We start from the raw sequence: 17111 nt of genomic DNA on the forward strand, positions 1-17111 counted from the left end.
GCTAGATGCGTACCGGCATGACCAGGTACAGGTAATTGATCTTGTCGTAGGACTTGAAGATGCCAGCCTGCGAATAGCTCTTGAGCTCCAGCGTGATCTCTTTCTCCTTGGACAGGGCATTGAGGCAGCCGAAGATGTAGTGGTAGTTGAAGGCGATGGTGCCCGACTCGCCCTCGGCCTCGACATCGATCGTCTCCTGCGCCAGGTCCTGGTCGTTGGAAATGGAGGACAGGCCCATCTGGCCGTTCTCGACGTCAATCTCAAACTTGACGGCGGGGTTGGCGCTCGCGATAACGGCCACACGTTTAAGGGCGGCGTTAAAGGCGGCTACGTCGATCTTGACGCTCGTCACGCACGAATCGGGGATGAGCTGCTTGTAATTGGGATATACGCCCTCGATGCGGCGCGACACGTAGGTGGTGTTGCCGGCCTCAAAGACAACCTGGGTGTCGGTGGCGCCGATCATGATGGTCGCCTGGCTGGCCATGATGCTCAGCGCGTCGTTGAAGGCGTCGGCGGGCACGTTGAGCTCAAAGGAACCTTCGAGGGTCGAGGTCTCGACCTGTGTATCGCACACGGCCAGTCGGAAGGAGTCGGTCGCGACCAGGCGCACGGTGTTGTTCTCGACCTTCATGTGCACGCCACCCAGGATGGGACGGGCCTTGTCGGTCGAGGTGACGCGCCATACGCGACCCACCATTTCGGACAGGATATCGGTCGGCAGCTCGACGGCGCTCTCGATGGCGTATGCCGGGAACTCGGGAAAGTCGTTGGCATCGAGCGTGTTGAGGCGGAAAGAGCTCTTCTCGCAGCCAATCGAAACCTGGCGCTCGGACAGCTCAAAGGTGACCGGGGCATCGGGAAGGGTCTTGGTGATGTTGGAGAGCATCTTGCAGGGAATCACCATCTCGCCCTCCTCTTCGACATGAGCCGCAATGCGGTGACGAATCGAGATGGTGTAGTTGGAGGTCTGGAATTCCAAGATGCCGTCTTGCGCCTTAACGAGCACGCCCGACAGAATGGGAAGGGTGGATGCCGAAGCGACGCCTTTCATAACGACGCCGATGGCTTGCGTAAGCGAGCTCTGGCTGACGGTGAACTTCATCTTTTAATACCTTTCTATAGATATAAATATCTTAATAATAGTAATAGTACTGACGAAACTGTTGATTACTCCTAAAAGTGCGGGTCAGCCCTAAAAAGAGAATCGACAGGAACCTGTGTGCAACCGGGTGTGTTTTCCACGTTCAAAACCTGCGCAAAACTTTTCATCACCGCGGCTCGAGTTTTTGACACCTTATAACCGCCGTTTCGACAAGTTTTCAACAGGTGTGTCCATTTACCTACGAGCGCAGTGTAATTTTATCGCGCAGTGACTTGAGGTCTTCGGTAACAGTCCGGTCTTCCTGAATCATCTTCTGAACCTTTTTATAGCTCGTGCTGACGGTCGAGTGGTTGCGGTTGCCAAACTCGGCGCCCACGGCCGTCGTCGTCATCTCGCACATCTCGATCGCCAGGTAGATAGCGATATGGCGCGCCTTGGCGATATTGGCGTTGCGGCGAGGCCCGATGAGTTCCTCGTGCGTCACGCCGTATTGCTCTTCGATGACGGACTGGACCGTCTGCACATTGATCTTCTTGGCCGATGTGTCGAAGTACTGGTTGGCGATGGCGTCGATGTCGTCAAAGGTGAGCTCCCCGCCCTCGCGCTCGCGATCGCCCGCTTCGCCGGCACAACGCTCGCAAAAGCTCTCGAGCTCGCGGATGTTGGTGCCCGAGACCTCGGCCATGTGTTTAAAGTGCGCGTCGGTCAGATGTCCGCCGTCGCCCCCGTAGGCCGCCAGCAGCGAGTCGTTGCCTGCCTCGGGTGCGGCGGCGATCGTGTTCTCGTAATAACGCTGCAAAATCTTGTACTTCATCTCGTAGCTGGGCTCCGCCACCAGGCACAGCAGACCGGCATTAAAGCGACTGGTCAGGCGCTCGTCCATATTAAGGTCCTTGGGGGCGCGGTCGGCGGCGATCACGACCTTCTTGTTGTTACGGATAAATTCGTCCATCAACTGGAAGAAGTAATCCACGCTCGCGCGCTTGCCAATGATGTTCTGGATGTCATCGATGATAAGCACGTCGACGCCGTGGTACGCCTGCATAATGGGGGCGTTGCTCTTCTTTTGGCGGTCGAATTCCGTCATCAAGTCGTCCAGATATGCCTGCGAGTTGGCGTACTTCACCTTGATCTCGGGCGATTTCTCTGCCAGCTCATTTTTGATGGCGAGTAGCAAGTGCGTCTTGCCCAGGCCCGATTTGCCGTAGATGAACAGCGACGTGCAGGTACCGGGCGTGTCTGCAAGCATGGCGAATTTGAGCGCCGATCGGTAGGCGAGGCTGTTCTCCGGTCCGAAGACGAAGTTTTCAAACGTGAATTTCGAATTCGCTGCGAGGGGTGCCCCGTCCGCGTTTTTCTCGACTGCCGCCGGGGTCGCCGTCGAAGATGCTGCCGGCGCTGCGGACGAACTTGCGCTTTTCGCCGGTGGTCTGCCGTTCATTTGGGTCATCATGCGGCGGAAATCGTCGGCGGACAACGTGTTTTTGATTGCAACGCCCGATTCCTCGCCGGATGTCGCCTCGTGTGCGACGGGCATATGCGTGGCGGTCGGGATGGGCGAGGGGGCTGGCTCTACCGCCGGTGCGACCGAAGCAGTCGGCTGCGGTGCCATGGTTTCACGGGAAACATCGTCGCGTCGAGGCTCGGGCTCCGGCGTTGCCGCTGCGGTGTCGGTCGCTACCGGGTGAGTGACCGGGGTCGTATTTGCCGAGGCGCCTTGCGGTGCCACGATATTGAGCGCAATCGGTGCAAAGGCGATCTCTTCTAGGTACGCCTCGATGGTCGGCTGATGCTTTTTGAGCTGAGCGATGGCAAAGCGTGAAGGGGCCTCAATCGTCAGAGTGTCCTCGGTTAAACTCACGGCGCGCGATTGTCCCAGCATATTGATGAGGCGTGCATCTTGGCCGTCGCGCTGACAAAAGGCGATGGCATCCCCCAGGATGATGCTTGCTTCCTCGTCCACTGTTTCTCCCGTTCCTTAACTTTGGGCTCGCACGCGAGCGCTGCCTATCTCGGTCAGATGATATTTCTGGCCATGTTTGATTATCAAGCCGGCCTGTGCCAAGTCGTTGAGCGTTCGCGACCACGTGGGCGCTGAGTTTCCAAACGCTCGTGCCAGGTCGGTTGCGCCACACTCTTGGTTTTGAGCCAGATAGCCCAGTGCCGCTTCGCCGCGCTCGCTCACAAATACGTCTTGCTGCGGCTGTGCATATTGATTCGCCGCATTAGGATACATCATTTGAGCTGCTGGTTGTTGAGAACTCTGCATGGGCAGCGGCTGCTGTTGAAAACTTTGCGGCCACTGTTGGTAAGGCTGCGGAGGCATCTGCTGGGCCCATGGGTTGTACTGCGCCTGTGGTGTCTGTTGGTATGGCTGCTGGTATCCCAGCGGGTATTGCTGGGGGTATGCCTGTGCATATCCCGTTTGCGGCGCGTATTGAGCCGGATACCCTTGTGGGTTCGGTTGATAGGATATCTGCTGTGCAGTCGATGCACCCGCCATCTGCTGCAAGGTTCCCACATCCTGGCCCATCGCTGGCTTTACATCGGGTATGTTCTGCGGAATCGCGCCCGAGGGTACCTGGGGCTCTTGCATGGGGGCCATGCCAGGCTGCTGCATGGGGGCCATTTGCTGTTGCACCTGTTGCATCGTTGCGGGTTGCTGCGTGAAGGCGCCCGGCATGGGATATGCCTGCTGCTCTGCTTCGGGTCGCACGGCTGCCCCGCGCCCGCCAGCACGCTCGATTTCCTGCACGCGCTTGGGGTTCAGACTTACCGTCACGACGGTGCCGTTGCCCATGTTGTCCTCGATGGAGACGGCGCCGCCGGCGTTTTCCAAGTACTCCTGTACCATGGGAAACCCGGCTCCGGTGCCGCGGATATACCGTTTCATCTTGCTGTTTGCACTGGTTACGCCAAAATCGAAGGCACGCTCTTTGTCGTCGATGCCCGGGCCCTGATCGGCAAAGCGGATGGTATCGCCACCGTCGAGAATTGAGATGATGGGCTCTGCAAAATGCGCGTGGATAAAGTTTTCGACAATCTCGCGGATAACCATCAGCGAGATGCGTCCTCCCTGCTCTTTCATGCACTGGTAGACGGTGTTGGTTGTCTCTTCCAAGTAGGTGCGGACGTCTTGCGGTTCGATGACGATGACACGCGGTGTCGACAGCATGTCATCGTAGACCGCGATGCGCGCTGCATACATGGCCTTCGGTGCTTGTGCGGTGACCTGCTCGCTTTCGTTGCGTTTTTCGCGCACGCCGGTGATGTGCTCGTTGTCGGGTGCCGGATCACCGGAATCGACCATGGTGTAGAAGTCGTCAGACATGCCGCTCGCAATCTTTCAAAAGGTTTTGAACAAATAGTAGCTCACCGCTCAATGTTTCTCATCTTTCGACAAGTTTTCAAAACCTGTTGAAAACTTTGGAAAACGGACGAAAAGTTCTCAACATTTCCAACATGACCTGTTGAAAACTCGATGAAATTTCGTGAAAAGTTGCCTGCAGCCTCAAATGCCGGTTCTGCTTATGGGGGAACCGTGTACTCTTTGCAACCTTTTACCTTTGATTTCTTGACATTTGAACATCGATTTCCCTACAATCTTCAAGCTCACGTGTCTATATCTGCGTCCGCGTCCCCGCGGACACTCGAAATGCAGCAGGAGGAACTTAAGATGAAGCGTACGTATCAGCCTAATAAGCGTAAGCGTGCCAAGACCCATGGCTTCCGTGCCCGTATGGCCACTAAGGGTGGTCGTGCCGTGCTCGCCCGTCGTCGCGCCAAGGGCCGCAAGCGTCTCACTGTCTAGCAGCGATACACACATCTCGCATGAAGACTATTAAGTCTCGGCAAGATTTCGAGCATGTGTTCAGTCAGGGGCGTCGTTTCAATCACCCTCTGATTCGAATGACCATATGTGAATCGGTTGGCGAAGGCGACTCCGGAAGGGTCGCCTTCGTTGGTGCTAAACGACTCGGTTGTGCTGTCGTGCGCAACCGATCTAAGCGTGTGATGCGCGAGGCCGCCCGCAGCTGTGGATTTCCCGTTGCGGGTTATGACATCATCTTGTTCGCGACTCCCAAGACGAGGGTTTCCTCGCCGCAGGAGATGGACAAGGCGTTGCGTTCGCTTATGAAACGCGCCGGCGTTGCCGGGGAGGAGCGATGAGCAATCACGTTTTGCGACGTGTTGCCATCGCTCCTATTCGCATATATCAACAGGTTGTTTCGCCCTTATTACCTGACGCCTGCATTTATTACCCAACGTGCTCGCAATACGCCGTTCAGGCGATTGAGAAGTACGGTGTTTTGAGAGGCTGCTGGCTTGCCGTGAGGCGCATCGCTCGCTGCAATCCCCTGCACGCCGGCGGTTATGACCCTGTGCCTTAGCGGGCACTCGCTATCGGAGGAAAACTTACATGTGGGATTGGATCGTTAACATCCTTTTCGAGCTGCTCAAGCTCATCCAGACCTTTGCGGTCGACTGGGGCCTGTCCATCATCATCCTGGTGGTCATCATCCGTCTGCTGCTGACGCCGCTCATGCTCAAGTCGACCAAGTCGACGGCTCGCATGCAGGTGCTGCAGCCCAAGATGCTCGAGATCCAGGAGCGCTACGCCGACGACCCCCAGCGTCAGGCCGAGGAGATGCAGAAGTTCTACAGCGAGAACAAGTTCAATCCGCTGGCCGGCTGCCTGCCGCTTCTGATTCAGATGCCCATCCTTATCGCCCTGTTCACGCTTCTGCGCAACCTGCCGCAGTACTTTAACGAGGGCACGTTCTCGTTCTTTAACATCCTGCCCGATCTGACCACCACGCCGAGCGCCTCTTTTGCCGATGGCTTTATGGTTGCACTGCCTGCGCTGGTTTGCCTGATCCTGTTCGCCGTCCTGACCCTGATTCCGCAGCTCTATATGTCGCGCAACCAGACCGGCCAGCAGGCCCAGAGCATGCGCATGATGGCTGTCGTCATGACCGTCATGATGCTTTGGATGGGCTGGAGCCTGCCCGTCGGCGTTCTGCTGTACTACGATGTGTCTTCTGCCTGGCAGGTTATCCAGCAGATCTTCGTGACGCAGAAGGTTATCGACAAGGCCAAGGCCGATGAGGAGGAGCGCCTCAAGAACGCTCCGCTGCAGGTCGAGGTTACCCGTCGCGAGAAGAAGCCGCGTCCGCACAAGAAGAAGTAGTCGGGATATCAATCTTATTTAGGTACCTAACTTTTGGAGTACGTTATGTCTGAAGAGATCATCGAGGATATGCTTGAGGAGGTTGCCCCGCAGATTGCGGGCGATTATCCCGAGATTGCACAGCGCTACAAGGCCGGTGAAGAGCTGACCGATGAGGAGCTCGACACCATTGCCGATGTTGCGATTTCCATTCTGCGTTCCATCCTTTCGCACTTCGATGCCGCCAACTCTCCTATTGATGAGTACGAGGGCGACGAGGGCGAGCTGATTTTGGATGTTACGGCTCCCGATCTTGCTGTTCTCATTGGTCGTCATGGTCGTACCCTTGATGCTCTTCAGGTCATGTTCTCTTTGCTGGTGAGCCGCAAGCTCGGCTTTAGGTATCCGGTTGTGGTTGACGTTGAGGGCTACAAGAGCCGTCGTCAGGACAAGGTTGCCTCAATGGCTCAGTCGGCCGCCGAGCGTGCCATCCGTACCCATAAGAGTGTTTCGCTTTCGCCCATGAATGCCTATGAGCGCCGACTGGTTCATATTGCACTTCGTGGCAATGATGCTGTCGATACCCATTCTGAGGGTTCTGACCCTGATCGCCATGTGGTGATTGTTGCTCGATAATCTACTCGAGCTTATGCTAAGGGGGCGTGGTTTCCACGTCCCCTTTTTTTGTCAAAAGTTCTCGATACACTGATTTTTGTCAGAAAGGAGCTTCTGTTGTTTGTACTTACTGATCAGCAGACTGACGAGATGCTCAGCCGTCTAACTTCCTATTGCAAAGAGTATTCCTTGAGCGTAACTGATGCTGAGCTGAGGAAATGTATCCAGCATTTGGATTTGGTTCTGGAAACAAATAAGACAACCAATCTCACTCGTATTCTTAACGTTGAAGATGCTGCGGTACTTCATATCCTCGACTCACTTGTTTTGCTTCCTTATGTCAATAAGGCTCCTGAGGGATCTTTGCTTGATATGGGAACGGGTGCTGGCTTCCCTGGTATTCCATTAACGATAGCCACGCATCGTAAGGCTACTTATATTGACTCTGTTGGCAAGAAGGTTGATGCTGTCAATTCTTTTGTTCATGCTCTTGGATTGAAATATGGTCATGCAGTCCATGATCGCCTTGAAGAATATGCTCGAAGCCATAAGAAGCAGTTCTCTGTTGTAACCGCCCGCGCATTGGCCCCTCTACCAATTCTTGTTGAGTATGCTGCTCCTTACCTCAAGGATGGTGGGCTATTTGTTATCACCAAGGGTAATCCATCGGATGAGGAGCTTGCTTCCGGCATGTCAGCAGCTAAGATCTGTGGCTTCATTCCGCTTCTGAATGATGCAATTGATTTACCCGAGGGTCTTGGTCACAGGGAATTTATTGTTCTTAAGAAAAGTCATCCAGCATCCGTTTCATTGCCTCGTGCTAATGGCATGGCAAAGAAGAATCCGCTTGCCTAGATGTTTCACGTGAAACATAATGGATAGTATCGACTCGTAATGTTTCACGTGAAACATGGCGGTTGATATTGAATCGGAATGTTTCACGTGAAACATCCTCCGTTAGACAGCTTTAAACACACCAGGAGGGACCGTGGGATTTCGCGACGTTAAGCGTTCGAAGAGCGCAAAAGACACGCGTATCATTGCAATCATCAATCAAAAAGGCGGCGTCGGTAAGTCGACGACGGCTGTAAACCTTGCTGCAGCACTGGGTGAACAGGGACGCAAGACACTGATTGTCGATTTTGATCCGCAGGGAAACAGCACTAGCGGGTTTGGAATTGAAAAAGAAGACCTTGATCGGTGCATCTATGATGCATTGCTGAATGACGTGCCGGCAGAATCGCTTGTTCTTGATACAAATTGCAAAAAGGTATTCGTTATTCCGGCGACAATTCAGCTTGCGGGTGCCGAAATTGAGCTCGTAAGCGCAATTGCTCGTGAAACCCGCCTCAAAGATTTGCTTGAGCCGATTCAAGATGAGTTCGATTTTATATTCATCGACTGTCCTCCTTCGCTTGGCCTGCTTACCATCAATGCTTTGACCGCAGCAGATAGCGTTTTGATTCCGATCCAGTGCGAGTATTACGCACTTGAGGGCGTTACAAAGCTGCTTGAGTCAATGAAGATGGTCAAATCACGTCTGAATAAGGGCTTAGACACCTATGGCGTCCTTATGACCATGTATGACTCACGTACTTCTCTGTCGAATCAGGTTGTTGAGGAAGTTCAGTCGTACTTTGGTGATAAGGCGTTTAAGACCCTAATTCCACGTACCGTAAAAATCTCCGAAGCTCCGTCTTTTGGAGAACCAGTAATTACCTATGCACCTCAAAATAAGGGTGCAAAAGCGTATATGAACCTTGCAAAAGAGGTGATCAAGCGTGCCTAGTGCAAAGAAACGTGGCGGATTGGGACGTGGACTCAATGCTTTGGTCTCAGAGGCCGAGTATGAGACCGGTGGTTCGGCTGCATCGGCTTCAAATGCTGCATCTGAAACAAAACTGCCTATTGAGGATATTGTTCCCAACCCTAATCAGCCGCGAATTCACTTTAACGAAACTGAACTTCGCGAGTTGAGCGAGTCGATCCAAGAACATGGCGTTTTGCAGCCGTTGTTGGTTCGCAAGCATGGAAATGGCTATGAGATTATTGCGGGTGAGCGTCGTTACCAGGCGTCAAAGCTTGCTGGTCTTGAGGAACTGCCTGTTATCATTAAAGAAGTTAATGATGAGGAAATGCTCGCTCTTGCACTTATCGAGAATCTTCAGCGTTCTGATTTGAATCCCGTCGAAGAGGCGAAGGGTTATCGTCAGCTCATTGATGCCAGCGGCATGACACAAGAGGCGTTATCAAAGGCTGTCAGTAAGTCTCGTTCCGCAATTACAAATTCACTTCGTTTGCTAGATCTTCCGGAAGTCGTACAGCAGATGATTTTCGAGGGCAAGCTTACTGCAGGTCATGCAAGGGCGATTCTTGCAGTTCCTTATGAAGATGCCAGGATTCGACTTGCTGAGAAAGTAGTCGCAGAAGGTCTTTCCGTTAGAGCGACAGAAAATCTTGCTCCGTTGTTTTCTGCCGGAGAGACACCAAGGACCCCGAGGCCAGCAACGCCTCAGTCATTCAAAAAGGCCGCTCGAGTACTTCGTCAAGTTTTCAACACGAATGTACGCGTGAAGAGCTCGCGTGGTAAGAACAAAATCGAAATCGAGTTCAAAGACGAGGAGGAGCTCTCCCGTATCCTTGGTGAAATGATTCAATTTGGGCAGGAGGATCAGGATGAAGAATAAGGTTCTCGCGGTCGTTGCGTTGGCAACCACCGTTGTCGCTGGTGCCTTTGCTGGTTATAAGCTTGCGACAGATGATGAACTTCGAGGTCGACTGTTGCGCGGAGCTCAGGATATCGTCGATACATCTAAGAAGAAAATGGATGTGATGACCGAAGATGTCGCCATGCGTACTGCTCAGGTGACTAAGAATCCTAAGATTAACCAAGACTGGGTTAACCATCAGTGGGAAAATGTTGGTTATTAGGTACCTAACAATTACGTGCCTATTTTGAAAGGGTCCTTGTCTGATTCATGAGACAAGGACCCTTTATTTTGGCTATAAAACTAAGGTTACGTATATCAAGTCCTTTAGGATGAAAACAAATGAAACAGCCCTGGTTGCATTATCTACAACCAGGGCTGTCGGATGTTTCACATGAAACGTTATGGGGTGCAGACTCCCCTATGCGTTCTTCTGGACCTTGAAACGTTGCTTCAGCTGACCGCAGGCGGCATCAATATCATTGCCGCGCGAATTACGGATCGTGGTCTCGATGCCACGAGACTCAAGGCGGCGCTGAAGATCCTCAACCTTATGAATCGGAGACGGCTTGAGCGGGCTGCCCTCGATGTCGTTAAGCTGAATTAGGTTAACGTGGCACAGCGTTCCCTCGCAGAAGTCGCAGAGCGCCTGCATTTCGGGATTCGTATCGTTGACGCCTTCGATCATGGCGTACTCATAGGTCGGACGGCGTCCAGTCTTCTGAGTGTAGAGCTGCAGCGCCTCATGAAGGCGCAGGAGCGTGTACTTCTTAACGCCGGGCATGAGCTTATTGCGCGTCGACTGGATGGCAGAGTGCAACGACACAGCGAGCGTAAACTGCTCGGGAATGTCGGCAAACTTGCGGATGCCAGGAATAACACCGCTGGTAGAGACAGTAAGGTGACGGGCTCCAATACCGATACCGTCGGGATCGTTAAGGATGCGCAGTGCCTTGAGAACCTCGTCATAGTTAGCAAAGGGCTCGCCCTGGCCCATGAAAACGACGCTTGTTGCACGCTCACCAAAATCATTCGAGACGTGCAACACCTGGTCGACGATCTCCTGGGCTGTCAGCGAGCGCTTGAGGCCGTTAAGGCCGGTGGCACAAAATGCACAACCCATGCCACAGCCAGCCTGAGTAGAAACGCAGACGGAAAGCTTGTTACGACGGGGCATACCGACAGTCTCGACGGAAATGCCGTCGTGGTACTCGAGCAGATACTTGCGAGAGCCGTCTTTGGAAACCTGTTTGGTGAGTTCAGTCGGCGTGTCAAAGGCAAAAGCCTCTTTAAGCTGCTCGCGGAAAGTCTTAGGAAGGTTGGTCATATCGTCAAACGAACAAACGTTCTTCTCAAAGACCCATTCGATGAGCTGCTTCGCGCGGAAGGCGGGCTGGCCGAGTTCGGCCACAAGCTCGCGAATATCGTTTTGGCTCAAGTCGCGAATGTCCTGAGATTTAGTCCTGGGATTCATGGAAGCCTTTCGATTTTGGGGAAACGTAGAGGGTATCGCTACAATATGGTATCAGCTGCAGAAATTATAGAGGAGGAGTCTGCCCATGCCGGGTAAAAGCCTAGAGAACATGCACGTAGCGGTCTTGGCGGGCGGTCATTCCGCCGAGCGCGAGATCTCGCTCAATTCGGGAAAGAACGTCGTGGTGGCCTTGAAGGAGGCCGGCTACACTTCGGTGGAGCTGCTCGACACAGCTGCCGATGATTTTATGGTAACCATGGCGACCGGCGGCTTTGACGTGGCGTTTATCGCCATGCACGGTGCCGGCGGCGAGGATGGTGCCATGCAGGGTGCCATGGAGACCCTGGGTATCCCCTACACGGCGTCGGGTGTGCTCGCGAGCGCCTGCGGTGCCGACAAGGAGGTCTCGAAGCTCCTATACGCCAAGGCGGGCATTCCCATTGCCCCCGGCCTTGCGCTCGAAGTGGGCGATGAAGTCGATATCGATCACATCGTCGAGGTTTGTGGCGAGCGCTGCTTTGTGAAGCCGGCCGTAAACGGTTCCAGCTATGGCATTTCCCTGGTCCATGAACCCTCCGAGCTGCCCGCGGCAATCGCCAAGGCGTTCGAGTACGGCGACAAAGTGCTGGTCGAGAAGTGCATCGAGGGAACTGAAATCACCGTTGGCGTGTACGGTGAGGACGACGTGCGCGCTCTGCCGATTGTCGAGATTCGTAAGCCCGAGGACTGCGAGTTCTACGATCTGGACGTGAAGTATGTGGACCCCACGGACATCCATCGCATTCCGGCGCAGATTTCGCCCGAGAACTACGCTCGCGCCCAGGAGCTTGCCTGTGCCGCCCATAGGGCGCTCGGTTGCCTGGGTATCTCGCGCAGCGATTTTATCGTGAGCGAGGACGGCCCCGTTATCCTCGAGACCAATACCATTCCCGGTATGACCGATACGTCGCTGTATCCGGATGAGATTCGCCACACCGATGACATGACGTTCCCGCAGGTCTGTGACAGTCTGATCCGTATGGGACTTCGTCGAGCGGGCGTTGCATGCTAATCGAGGACGCGGTTTCGTCAGGAACGCCGCAGTTTGTCATCGATTCCTATGCCACGCTTGCCGAGCGCGCCAAAACGCAATCGTTTGGCCTCATCGAGGAAGATGTTATCGTCCTCGATACCGAGACCACGGGTCTTTCGGTGCAGGACAACGAGCTTATCGAGATATCGGCGGCCCGCCTTTCCGGCCGCGAGGTTGTCGATCGGTTTGATACCTTCGTGCATCCCAAGCAGCTGATTCCCGCCGAGATTACCGAACTCACGAGCATTACAGACGCCGATGTGGTGGATGCCCCATCGGCCGTCGATGCCGTGGCTGCTCTCGCCGATTTTGTCGGCGGCTGCCCGGTGATTGCGCATAACGCCACCTTCGACCGCTCGTTTATCGAGTCGGTCAAGGGCGGTGTCAACGTCAGCGACATCTGGATTGATTCGCTGGCACTGTCGCGCATCGCGCTTCCGCGCCTGGCATCGCATAAGCTGTCTTTCATGGCCGACCTGTTTGGCTGCGACTCGGTGTCGCACCGAGCCAACGCCGATGTCGACGCCCTGTGTGGTGTGTGGCGCGTCTTGCTCGTGGCGCTCGCCGACTTGCCCCAGGGCTTAATGGCGCGCCTGGCCGACATGCACCCCGACGTACCCTGGTCCTATCGTCCTATCTTCTCGTTCTTGGCGGGGCAGAACCCCGGTTCCATCTTCTCTCTCAGCGCCGCCCGCGCCGACGTACTCAAGGCCGATCGGGCCGATGATCGCGTTGATGCGGACGAGCTACCGGTCCTTAAGATGCCGAGCCGCGAGGAAATCGAGGCGGACTATGCCCCGGGCGGCCTGGTTAATCGCATGTATCCCACGTACGAGCCGCGCGATGAACAGATCGCGATGGCGCTCGAGGTCCGTGACGCACTCGTTACGGGAACGCATCGCGTGATTGAGGCGGGCACGGGCGTCGGCAAATCGATGGCTTACCTGGTGCCTTTTGCCGAGGCCGCGCGCCGCAACAACATCACGGTTGGTATCGCGACTAAATCGAATAATCTTGCCGACCAGCTCATGTATCATGAGCTGCCCAAACTTGCCGAGCAGCTGGACGGAGGCCTATCGTTTTGCGCCCTCAAGGGCTATGACCACTATCCATGCTTGCGCAAGCTTGAGCGTATGAGTCGCGGCCAAGTCGAAATTACGACTAAGCGTGATCCTGCTGACACGCTTACGGCAGTCGCGGTCATCATGGCGTACGTGTGTCAGTCGGCCGATGGCGACCTCGACTCGCTCGGCATTCGCTGGCGCAGCGTCAACCGTCCCGACTTTACGACGGCGTCGCGCGAGTGCGCCCGTCGCCTATGCCCGTTTTTCCCCGATAAATGCCTGGTCCATGGCGCTCGCCGTCGCGCGGCGCATGCCGATGTGGTGGTCACCAACCATTCCCTGCTGTTCCGCAATGTTGCGGCCGAGGGCAGAATCTTGCCTCCGATTCGTCACTGGGTGATCGATGAGGCCCACTCCATCGAGCGCGAGGCGCGCCGTCAATGGGCGCGCGTGGTGTCGGCGGATGAATCGCGCGTTCTGTTTGAGCGCCTGGGTGGCTCGAGCACCGGTGCGCTGAGCCAGGTTTCCCGCGATTTGGCAACCTCGGAGGGCTCTACGCTTTACCTGGGTCTTACCGCCAAGGCGACGTCGACGGTTGTGCGTGCGAGTATGGCGATTGCCGATGTGTTTGACGGCGTTCGCGAGCTTGGCCGCCGTGCGCGCGGGGGCTATGACAATGCGAACCTATGGATTGGCCCCGAGCTGCGCGAATCTGACGACTGGCATGATTTCTTACAGTCGGCCTACACTGCCATCGACGCGTTGGAACAAGCTGACAAGAGCGTCGACGCGCTGGTACAAGCAGTTGCCGCCGACAAGCCCGAGGTTGTTGTCGACCTGGGTGATATCTCGCGCCGCCTACACGAGCTGGTCGAGAACCTCAAGCTCATCATTGACGGTACCGATGAACACTACGTGTACTCGCTGCAGGTCAATCGCAGATTGCGCGCCGGCGGCGAGTCGATGACCGCGGAGCGCATCGATATTGGTGAGGCCTTGGCAACCGAGTGGCTGCCCGAGGTCCACACGGCTATCTTTGCATCGGCGACCATGACGGTTTCCAAGAGCTTTGAGCACTTTAACCATGCCGTCGGCCTCGATCGCATCGGTGCCTCAACATCATCGTCACTGCACTTGGATTCGAGCTACGACTTCGATTCGAATATGGCCGTGGTCGTGGCTGGGGATATCCCCGATCCGCGCGATCGTGAGAGCTACCTTTCGGCGCTCGAGCGTGTGCTGGTCGACGCTCATCTTGCTATGGGCGGCTCGGTGCTCACGCTGTTCACCAACAGGCGTGACATGGAGGAACTGTACGCTCGCGTCGAGCCCAAGATGGCTCGTGCGGGTCTGGAGCTCAACTGCCAGCAGCGCAACTCGTCTCCTCGCCGTCTGCGCGATCGCTTTATCAACGAACCGACCTCATCACTCTTTGCGCTTAAGGCCTTTTGGGAAGGGTTTGACGCCAGCGGCGAGACGCTGCGCTGTGTCATCATCCCCAAGCTGCCGTTCTCGAGCCCCACAGACCCGCTCTCATGCGAGCGCAATCTGCGTGAAGACCGCGCTTGGGCGCGCTATTCGCTGCCCGAGGCCGTGCTCGAGGTCAAGCAGGCCGCCGGTCGCCTCATTCGCTCATCGACCGATTGTGGCGTACTCATCTTGGCCGACCCGCGCCTGGTGACGAAGGGCTACGGCAAGAAATTCTTAACGTCGCTGCCCACGAGTTCCTATCAACGCATCGAGTCGGCACAAATCGGGCACTATCTACAGCTGTGGCGCGCGCGCCACGAGCGGCGCCGCTAAAGCGGACAGACGAGGGATTTTGCCATATCGCACAGACGCTCTGACAGGGCGGGGTCATCCAGGATGCGGATGGCCCCGCCCGCTGCGATTACCTGGCTTAACAGCCAGCGCTCGGAGCCGTAGCGCACATTCACTGTTGAGCTGTCCGCCCCATTGGGTTCAATCGACATAATGCCGGGCCAGTCTAGGCGCTCCGCCAAGGCGCGCGGCATGAGAAGCTTCGCGCTCCGCTCCGCCTGGGCGAGGGAGTCGTGGAGGGTCGCGGGCTCCGGTGCGTGGCGCACGACGGAGTCGTCGGTCAAGACCAAGCCCTCGATTTTATCCATACGATAGGTACGCTGTTCATCGACCGCGACATCCCAGGCAATCAGATACGTTTGATCGCCGTTTGTTGTGATGCGCAAGGGGTCGACCAAACGCTCGCGCGCTTGTGTGTCATCCATCGAGCGATACGAGATGCGGCAGCGAACGCCGTCCCGAATGGCGCAGCTCAGCTGCTGCCAGTGCGATCCGTGGGCGACGGTGTCAAAGACGCGCTGGTTGTAACCGAGCTCTTTGGGAAGAAGAGCTCGCCGTATTCGAGCCGCCGCCTGGGGTTCGATCCCCAATGATTCAAGTTCATGGTTGAGCACAGCGCCCTCGGCGGCACTCAGGCGTAGCGGCAGCACGCGCCCCGCATCACCGGTGAGGACCACGCACTCGCCGCGGCGTTCACAGATAATACGTGCGCCCGATTCTCGGTCCGCAAGCGTCGAGACGATCTCGAGGATCTCGTCGAGTGATGCCCCCGTGATATCAAAGCGGCTGCAAAGCTCGTCTCGTGTCATGCCATTCTCGCCGCCGGCGTAGAGGGCCTCCATGATGTCGATGGCGCGCGAGAGTCTTTGCTCGCTGGTGAGTTTACGCACGGGCATGCTCGTGCACCGTCCTTTCGATGAGGCGATTCCACGCCTGCTTGAGAGCATCGGGGGCGACGGGCCTCATGCCATCCATGGCATGAGCCATGCAAAACGAGGCTGCGGCTTCAAAGTCGCGCACGTCAACGGTCCAGGTCCACTCTGCTTCGGTGCGCGTGAGTTCGCCTCGTCCGCGTGTGAGACCGCTGATCATATCGGCCTGCGCTTCACGCGCGAACGAGAACGTAGCCGCAACGGGTGGGCGGTCGGCAAAATCGAACTCAAAGAATAAGTAATCGTTGAGGTTGAAATCCGCAGGGATGGCGTAGGCTTTCGAAGGTCTCCAGGCGCGAATGATGCGGTCGCAGCGGAATGTCCTGATATTGTCGGTGGCATTGTCGAGGCCGCAGAAGTATGCCGCACCCTCGCGCTCGAACATGCCGTAGACGCAAACGGTCCGCTCGCGTTGCTCGCCGCGTCCGTTTTGGTACAAAAAGCGCAGCGCGCAACGCTCGGCAAAGGCACTCCATACCGCATCGACGGCGGGAGAGCGGCGGATCGGTGCCTCTCCTGTCGTCGACACGCCGGTGAGGTAGGCAATCTTGGAGCGAATGTCGGCAAGCGGCGCGGCAAAGGTGGATGAGCCTGCCGCGAGTGTCTGGTCGATGGCATTGAGCAGGATGTCGGCATCGTCTGCGGTGATGAGACCGCCCGCGGCAAACGTGTGCTCGCGGTCGATCGTCCACGCGCTCTCCTCGGTTTCCTGCGCTCCGGCAGCACGAACCTCCCTGATAACGATGCCGCGTTCGAGCAGCTTGTCGCGATCGCGGCGGAACTTGCGCTTGTCTGAGTCGATATTGCCCGAGCCGTATCCCAAATCGGAATCCAGGACGATTTGCTCGGTCGTCAGCGGTTCGGGAGAACTGTTGAGTACAAAGAAAAGGTTGAGGATGCGCTGAGCCGTTTTATCGAAACCGGGCTCGGGTGCCCCCTTTTTAATTGTCGCGGTCGCGTCGCTTGCCGTCATAGAATCCTCGCATGAGAAGGTCGTTTGATGCCATGATTTTAGTCCGATATGGAGATTAGGCTATATCCTTGTCCGCTCGCGGCGTTAAGATGGCCCGAATTCGGTCGTTTGCGCTCGCTCGGGGTATACTTTCGACTATATACGGTTCTAATGTGCATGCATTGGGCCTATTTGTCG

The 17111-nt window shown here is 56.0% G+C and carries 17 protein-coding genes; 11 read left to right on the plus strand and 6 right to left on the minus strand.

The genetic code is table 11. The features are described from left to right. Position 1: 1 nt before the first annotated feature. The 3 genes from dnaN to AAAX32_RS03975 all read right to left on the minus strand — a co-directional run bounded on the left by dnaN (position 2) and on the right by AAAX32_RS03975 (position 4436). Complete coding sequence (gene dnaN / locus AAAX32_RS03965; protein WP_349100058.1) at positions 2-1105, minus strand: DNA polymerase III subunit beta; 1104 nt, start codon at positions 1103-1105, stop codon at positions 2-4. 238 nt (positions 1106-1343) lie between these two features. Further along, on the minus strand, positions 1344-3068 hold the full coding sequence (locus AAAX32_RS03970) for a DnaA/Hda family protein (RefSeq protein ID WP_349100059.1): 1725 nt from the start codon (positions 3066-3068) through the stop codon (positions 1344-1346). A 15-nt stretch (positions 3069-3083) separates the two neighbouring features. Beyond that, a complete protein-coding gene (locus AAAX32_RS03975; protein WP_349100060.1) occupies positions 3084-4436 on the minus strand; it encodes an ATP-binding protein in 1353 nt (450 codons plus the stop codon). A gap of 345 nt (positions 4437-4781) precedes the next feature. On the opposite strand from AAAX32_RS03975, the gene rpmH reads away from it, so the two are divergent. The 9 genes from rpmH (at position 4782) to AAAX32_RS04020 (ending at position 9821) form a co-directional block, all read left to right on the plus strand. Beyond that, the gene (rpmH, locus tag AAAX32_RS03980; protein ID WP_019127408.1) at positions 4782-4916 is read left to right on the plus strand and encodes a 50S ribosomal protein L34; all 135 of its coding nucleotides are present in this window, start codon (positions 4782-4784) and stop codon (positions 4914-4916) included. Positions 4917-4936: 20 nt separating this feature from the next. Beyond that, positions 4937-5275, plus strand: coding sequence for a ribonuclease P protein component (rnpA, locus tag AAAX32_RS03985; protein WP_006236191.1), 339 nt, complete (start codon positions 4937-4939; stop codon positions 5273-5275). Then, a complete protein-coding gene (gene yidD / locus AAAX32_RS03990) occupies positions 5272-5496 on the plus strand; it encodes a membrane protein insertion efficiency factor YidD (RefSeq protein WP_349100061.1) in 225 nt (74 codons plus the stop codon). The genes rnpA and yidD overlap by 4 nt, the downstream gene beginning before the upstream one ends. Positions 5497-5525: 29 nt before the next feature. Further along, entirely contained in the window at positions 5526-6296 is a 771-nt protein-coding gene (locus AAAX32_RS03995) for a YidC/Oxa1 family membrane protein insertase (protein ID WP_349100062.1), read from the plus strand. Positions 6297-6341: 45 nt separating this feature from the next. Further along, the gene (locus AAAX32_RS04000; protein WP_349100063.1) at positions 6342-6911 is read left to right on the plus strand and encodes a R3H domain-containing nucleic acid-binding protein; all 570 of its coding nucleotides are present in this window, start codon (positions 6342-6344) and stop codon (positions 6909-6911) included. Between the two features lie 96 nt (positions 6912-7007). Next, the gene (rsmG, locus tag AAAX32_RS04005; protein WP_349100064.1) at positions 7008-7745 is read left to right on the plus strand and encodes a 16S rRNA (guanine(527)-N(7))-methyltransferase RsmG; all 738 of its coding nucleotides are present in this window, start codon (positions 7008-7010) and stop codon (positions 7743-7745) included. Between the two features lie 133 nt (positions 7746-7878). Continuing rightward, positions 7879-8679 (plus strand): AAA family ATPase, encoded by an 801-nt coding sequence (locus tag AAAX32_RS04010; RefSeq protein WP_117584022.1) that lies wholly within the window; start codon positions 7879-7881, stop codon positions 8677-8679. Then, entirely contained in the window at positions 8672-9577 is a 906-nt protein-coding gene (locus AAAX32_RS04015) for a ParB/RepB/Spo0J family partition protein (protein WP_250787716.1), read from the plus strand. Before AAAX32_RS04010 ends, AAAX32_RS04015 begins: the two co-directional genes overlap by 8 nt. Beyond that, entirely contained in the window at positions 9567-9821 is a 255-nt protein-coding gene (locus AAAX32_RS04020; RefSeq protein WP_349100065.1) for a hypothetical protein, read from the plus strand. The genes AAAX32_RS04015 and AAAX32_RS04020 overlap by 11 nt, the downstream gene beginning before the upstream one ends. A 198-nt stretch (positions 9822-10019) precedes the next feature. Here AAAX32_RS04020 and rlmN read toward each other — a convergent pair whose 3' ends face one another. Continuing rightward, entirely contained in the window at positions 10020-11072 is a 1053-nt protein-coding gene (gene rlmN / locus AAAX32_RS04025; RefSeq protein WP_349100066.1) for a 23S rRNA (adenine(2503)-C(2))-methyltransferase RlmN, read from the minus strand. 85 nt (positions 11073-11157) lie between these two features. Between rlmN and AAAX32_RS04030 the strand changes: the two genes are divergently transcribed. Both AAAX32_RS04030 and AAAX32_RS04035 read left to right on the plus strand, forming a co-directional pair. Next, entirely contained in the window at positions 11158-12123 is a 966-nt protein-coding gene (locus AAAX32_RS04030; protein WP_349100067.1) for a D-alanine--D-alanine ligase, read from the plus strand. Continuing rightward, a complete protein-coding gene (locus AAAX32_RS04035) occupies positions 12117-15011 on the plus strand; it encodes a helicase C-terminal domain-containing protein (RefSeq protein ID WP_349100069.1) in 2895 nt (964 codons plus the stop codon). Before AAAX32_RS04030 ends, AAAX32_RS04035 begins: the two co-directional genes overlap by 7 nt. Here the strand turns inward: AAAX32_RS04035 and AAAX32_RS04040 are convergent. Both AAAX32_RS04040 and AAAX32_RS04045 read right to left on the minus strand, forming a co-directional pair. Then, positions 15008-15925 (minus strand): WYL domain-containing protein, encoded by a 918-nt coding sequence (locus AAAX32_RS04040; RefSeq protein ID WP_349100070.1) that lies wholly within the window; start codon positions 15923-15925, stop codon positions 15008-15010. The two genes, AAAX32_RS04035 and AAAX32_RS04040, sit on opposite strands and share 4 nt — an antisense overlap. Next, complete coding sequence (locus AAAX32_RS04045; RefSeq protein WP_349100071.1) at positions 15912-16934, minus strand: WYL domain-containing protein; 1023 nt, start codon at positions 16932-16934, stop codon at positions 15912-15914. The genes AAAX32_RS04040 and AAAX32_RS04045 overlap by 14 nt, the downstream gene beginning before the upstream one ends. Positions 16935-17111 lie beyond the last annotated feature (177 nt).

Origin of the sequence: Collinsella sp. CLA-ER-H3 (genome assembly GCF_040092425.1) — a bacterium.
Lineage (GTDB): Bacteria > Actinomycetota > Coriobacteriia > Coriobacteriales > Coriobacteriaceae > Collinsella.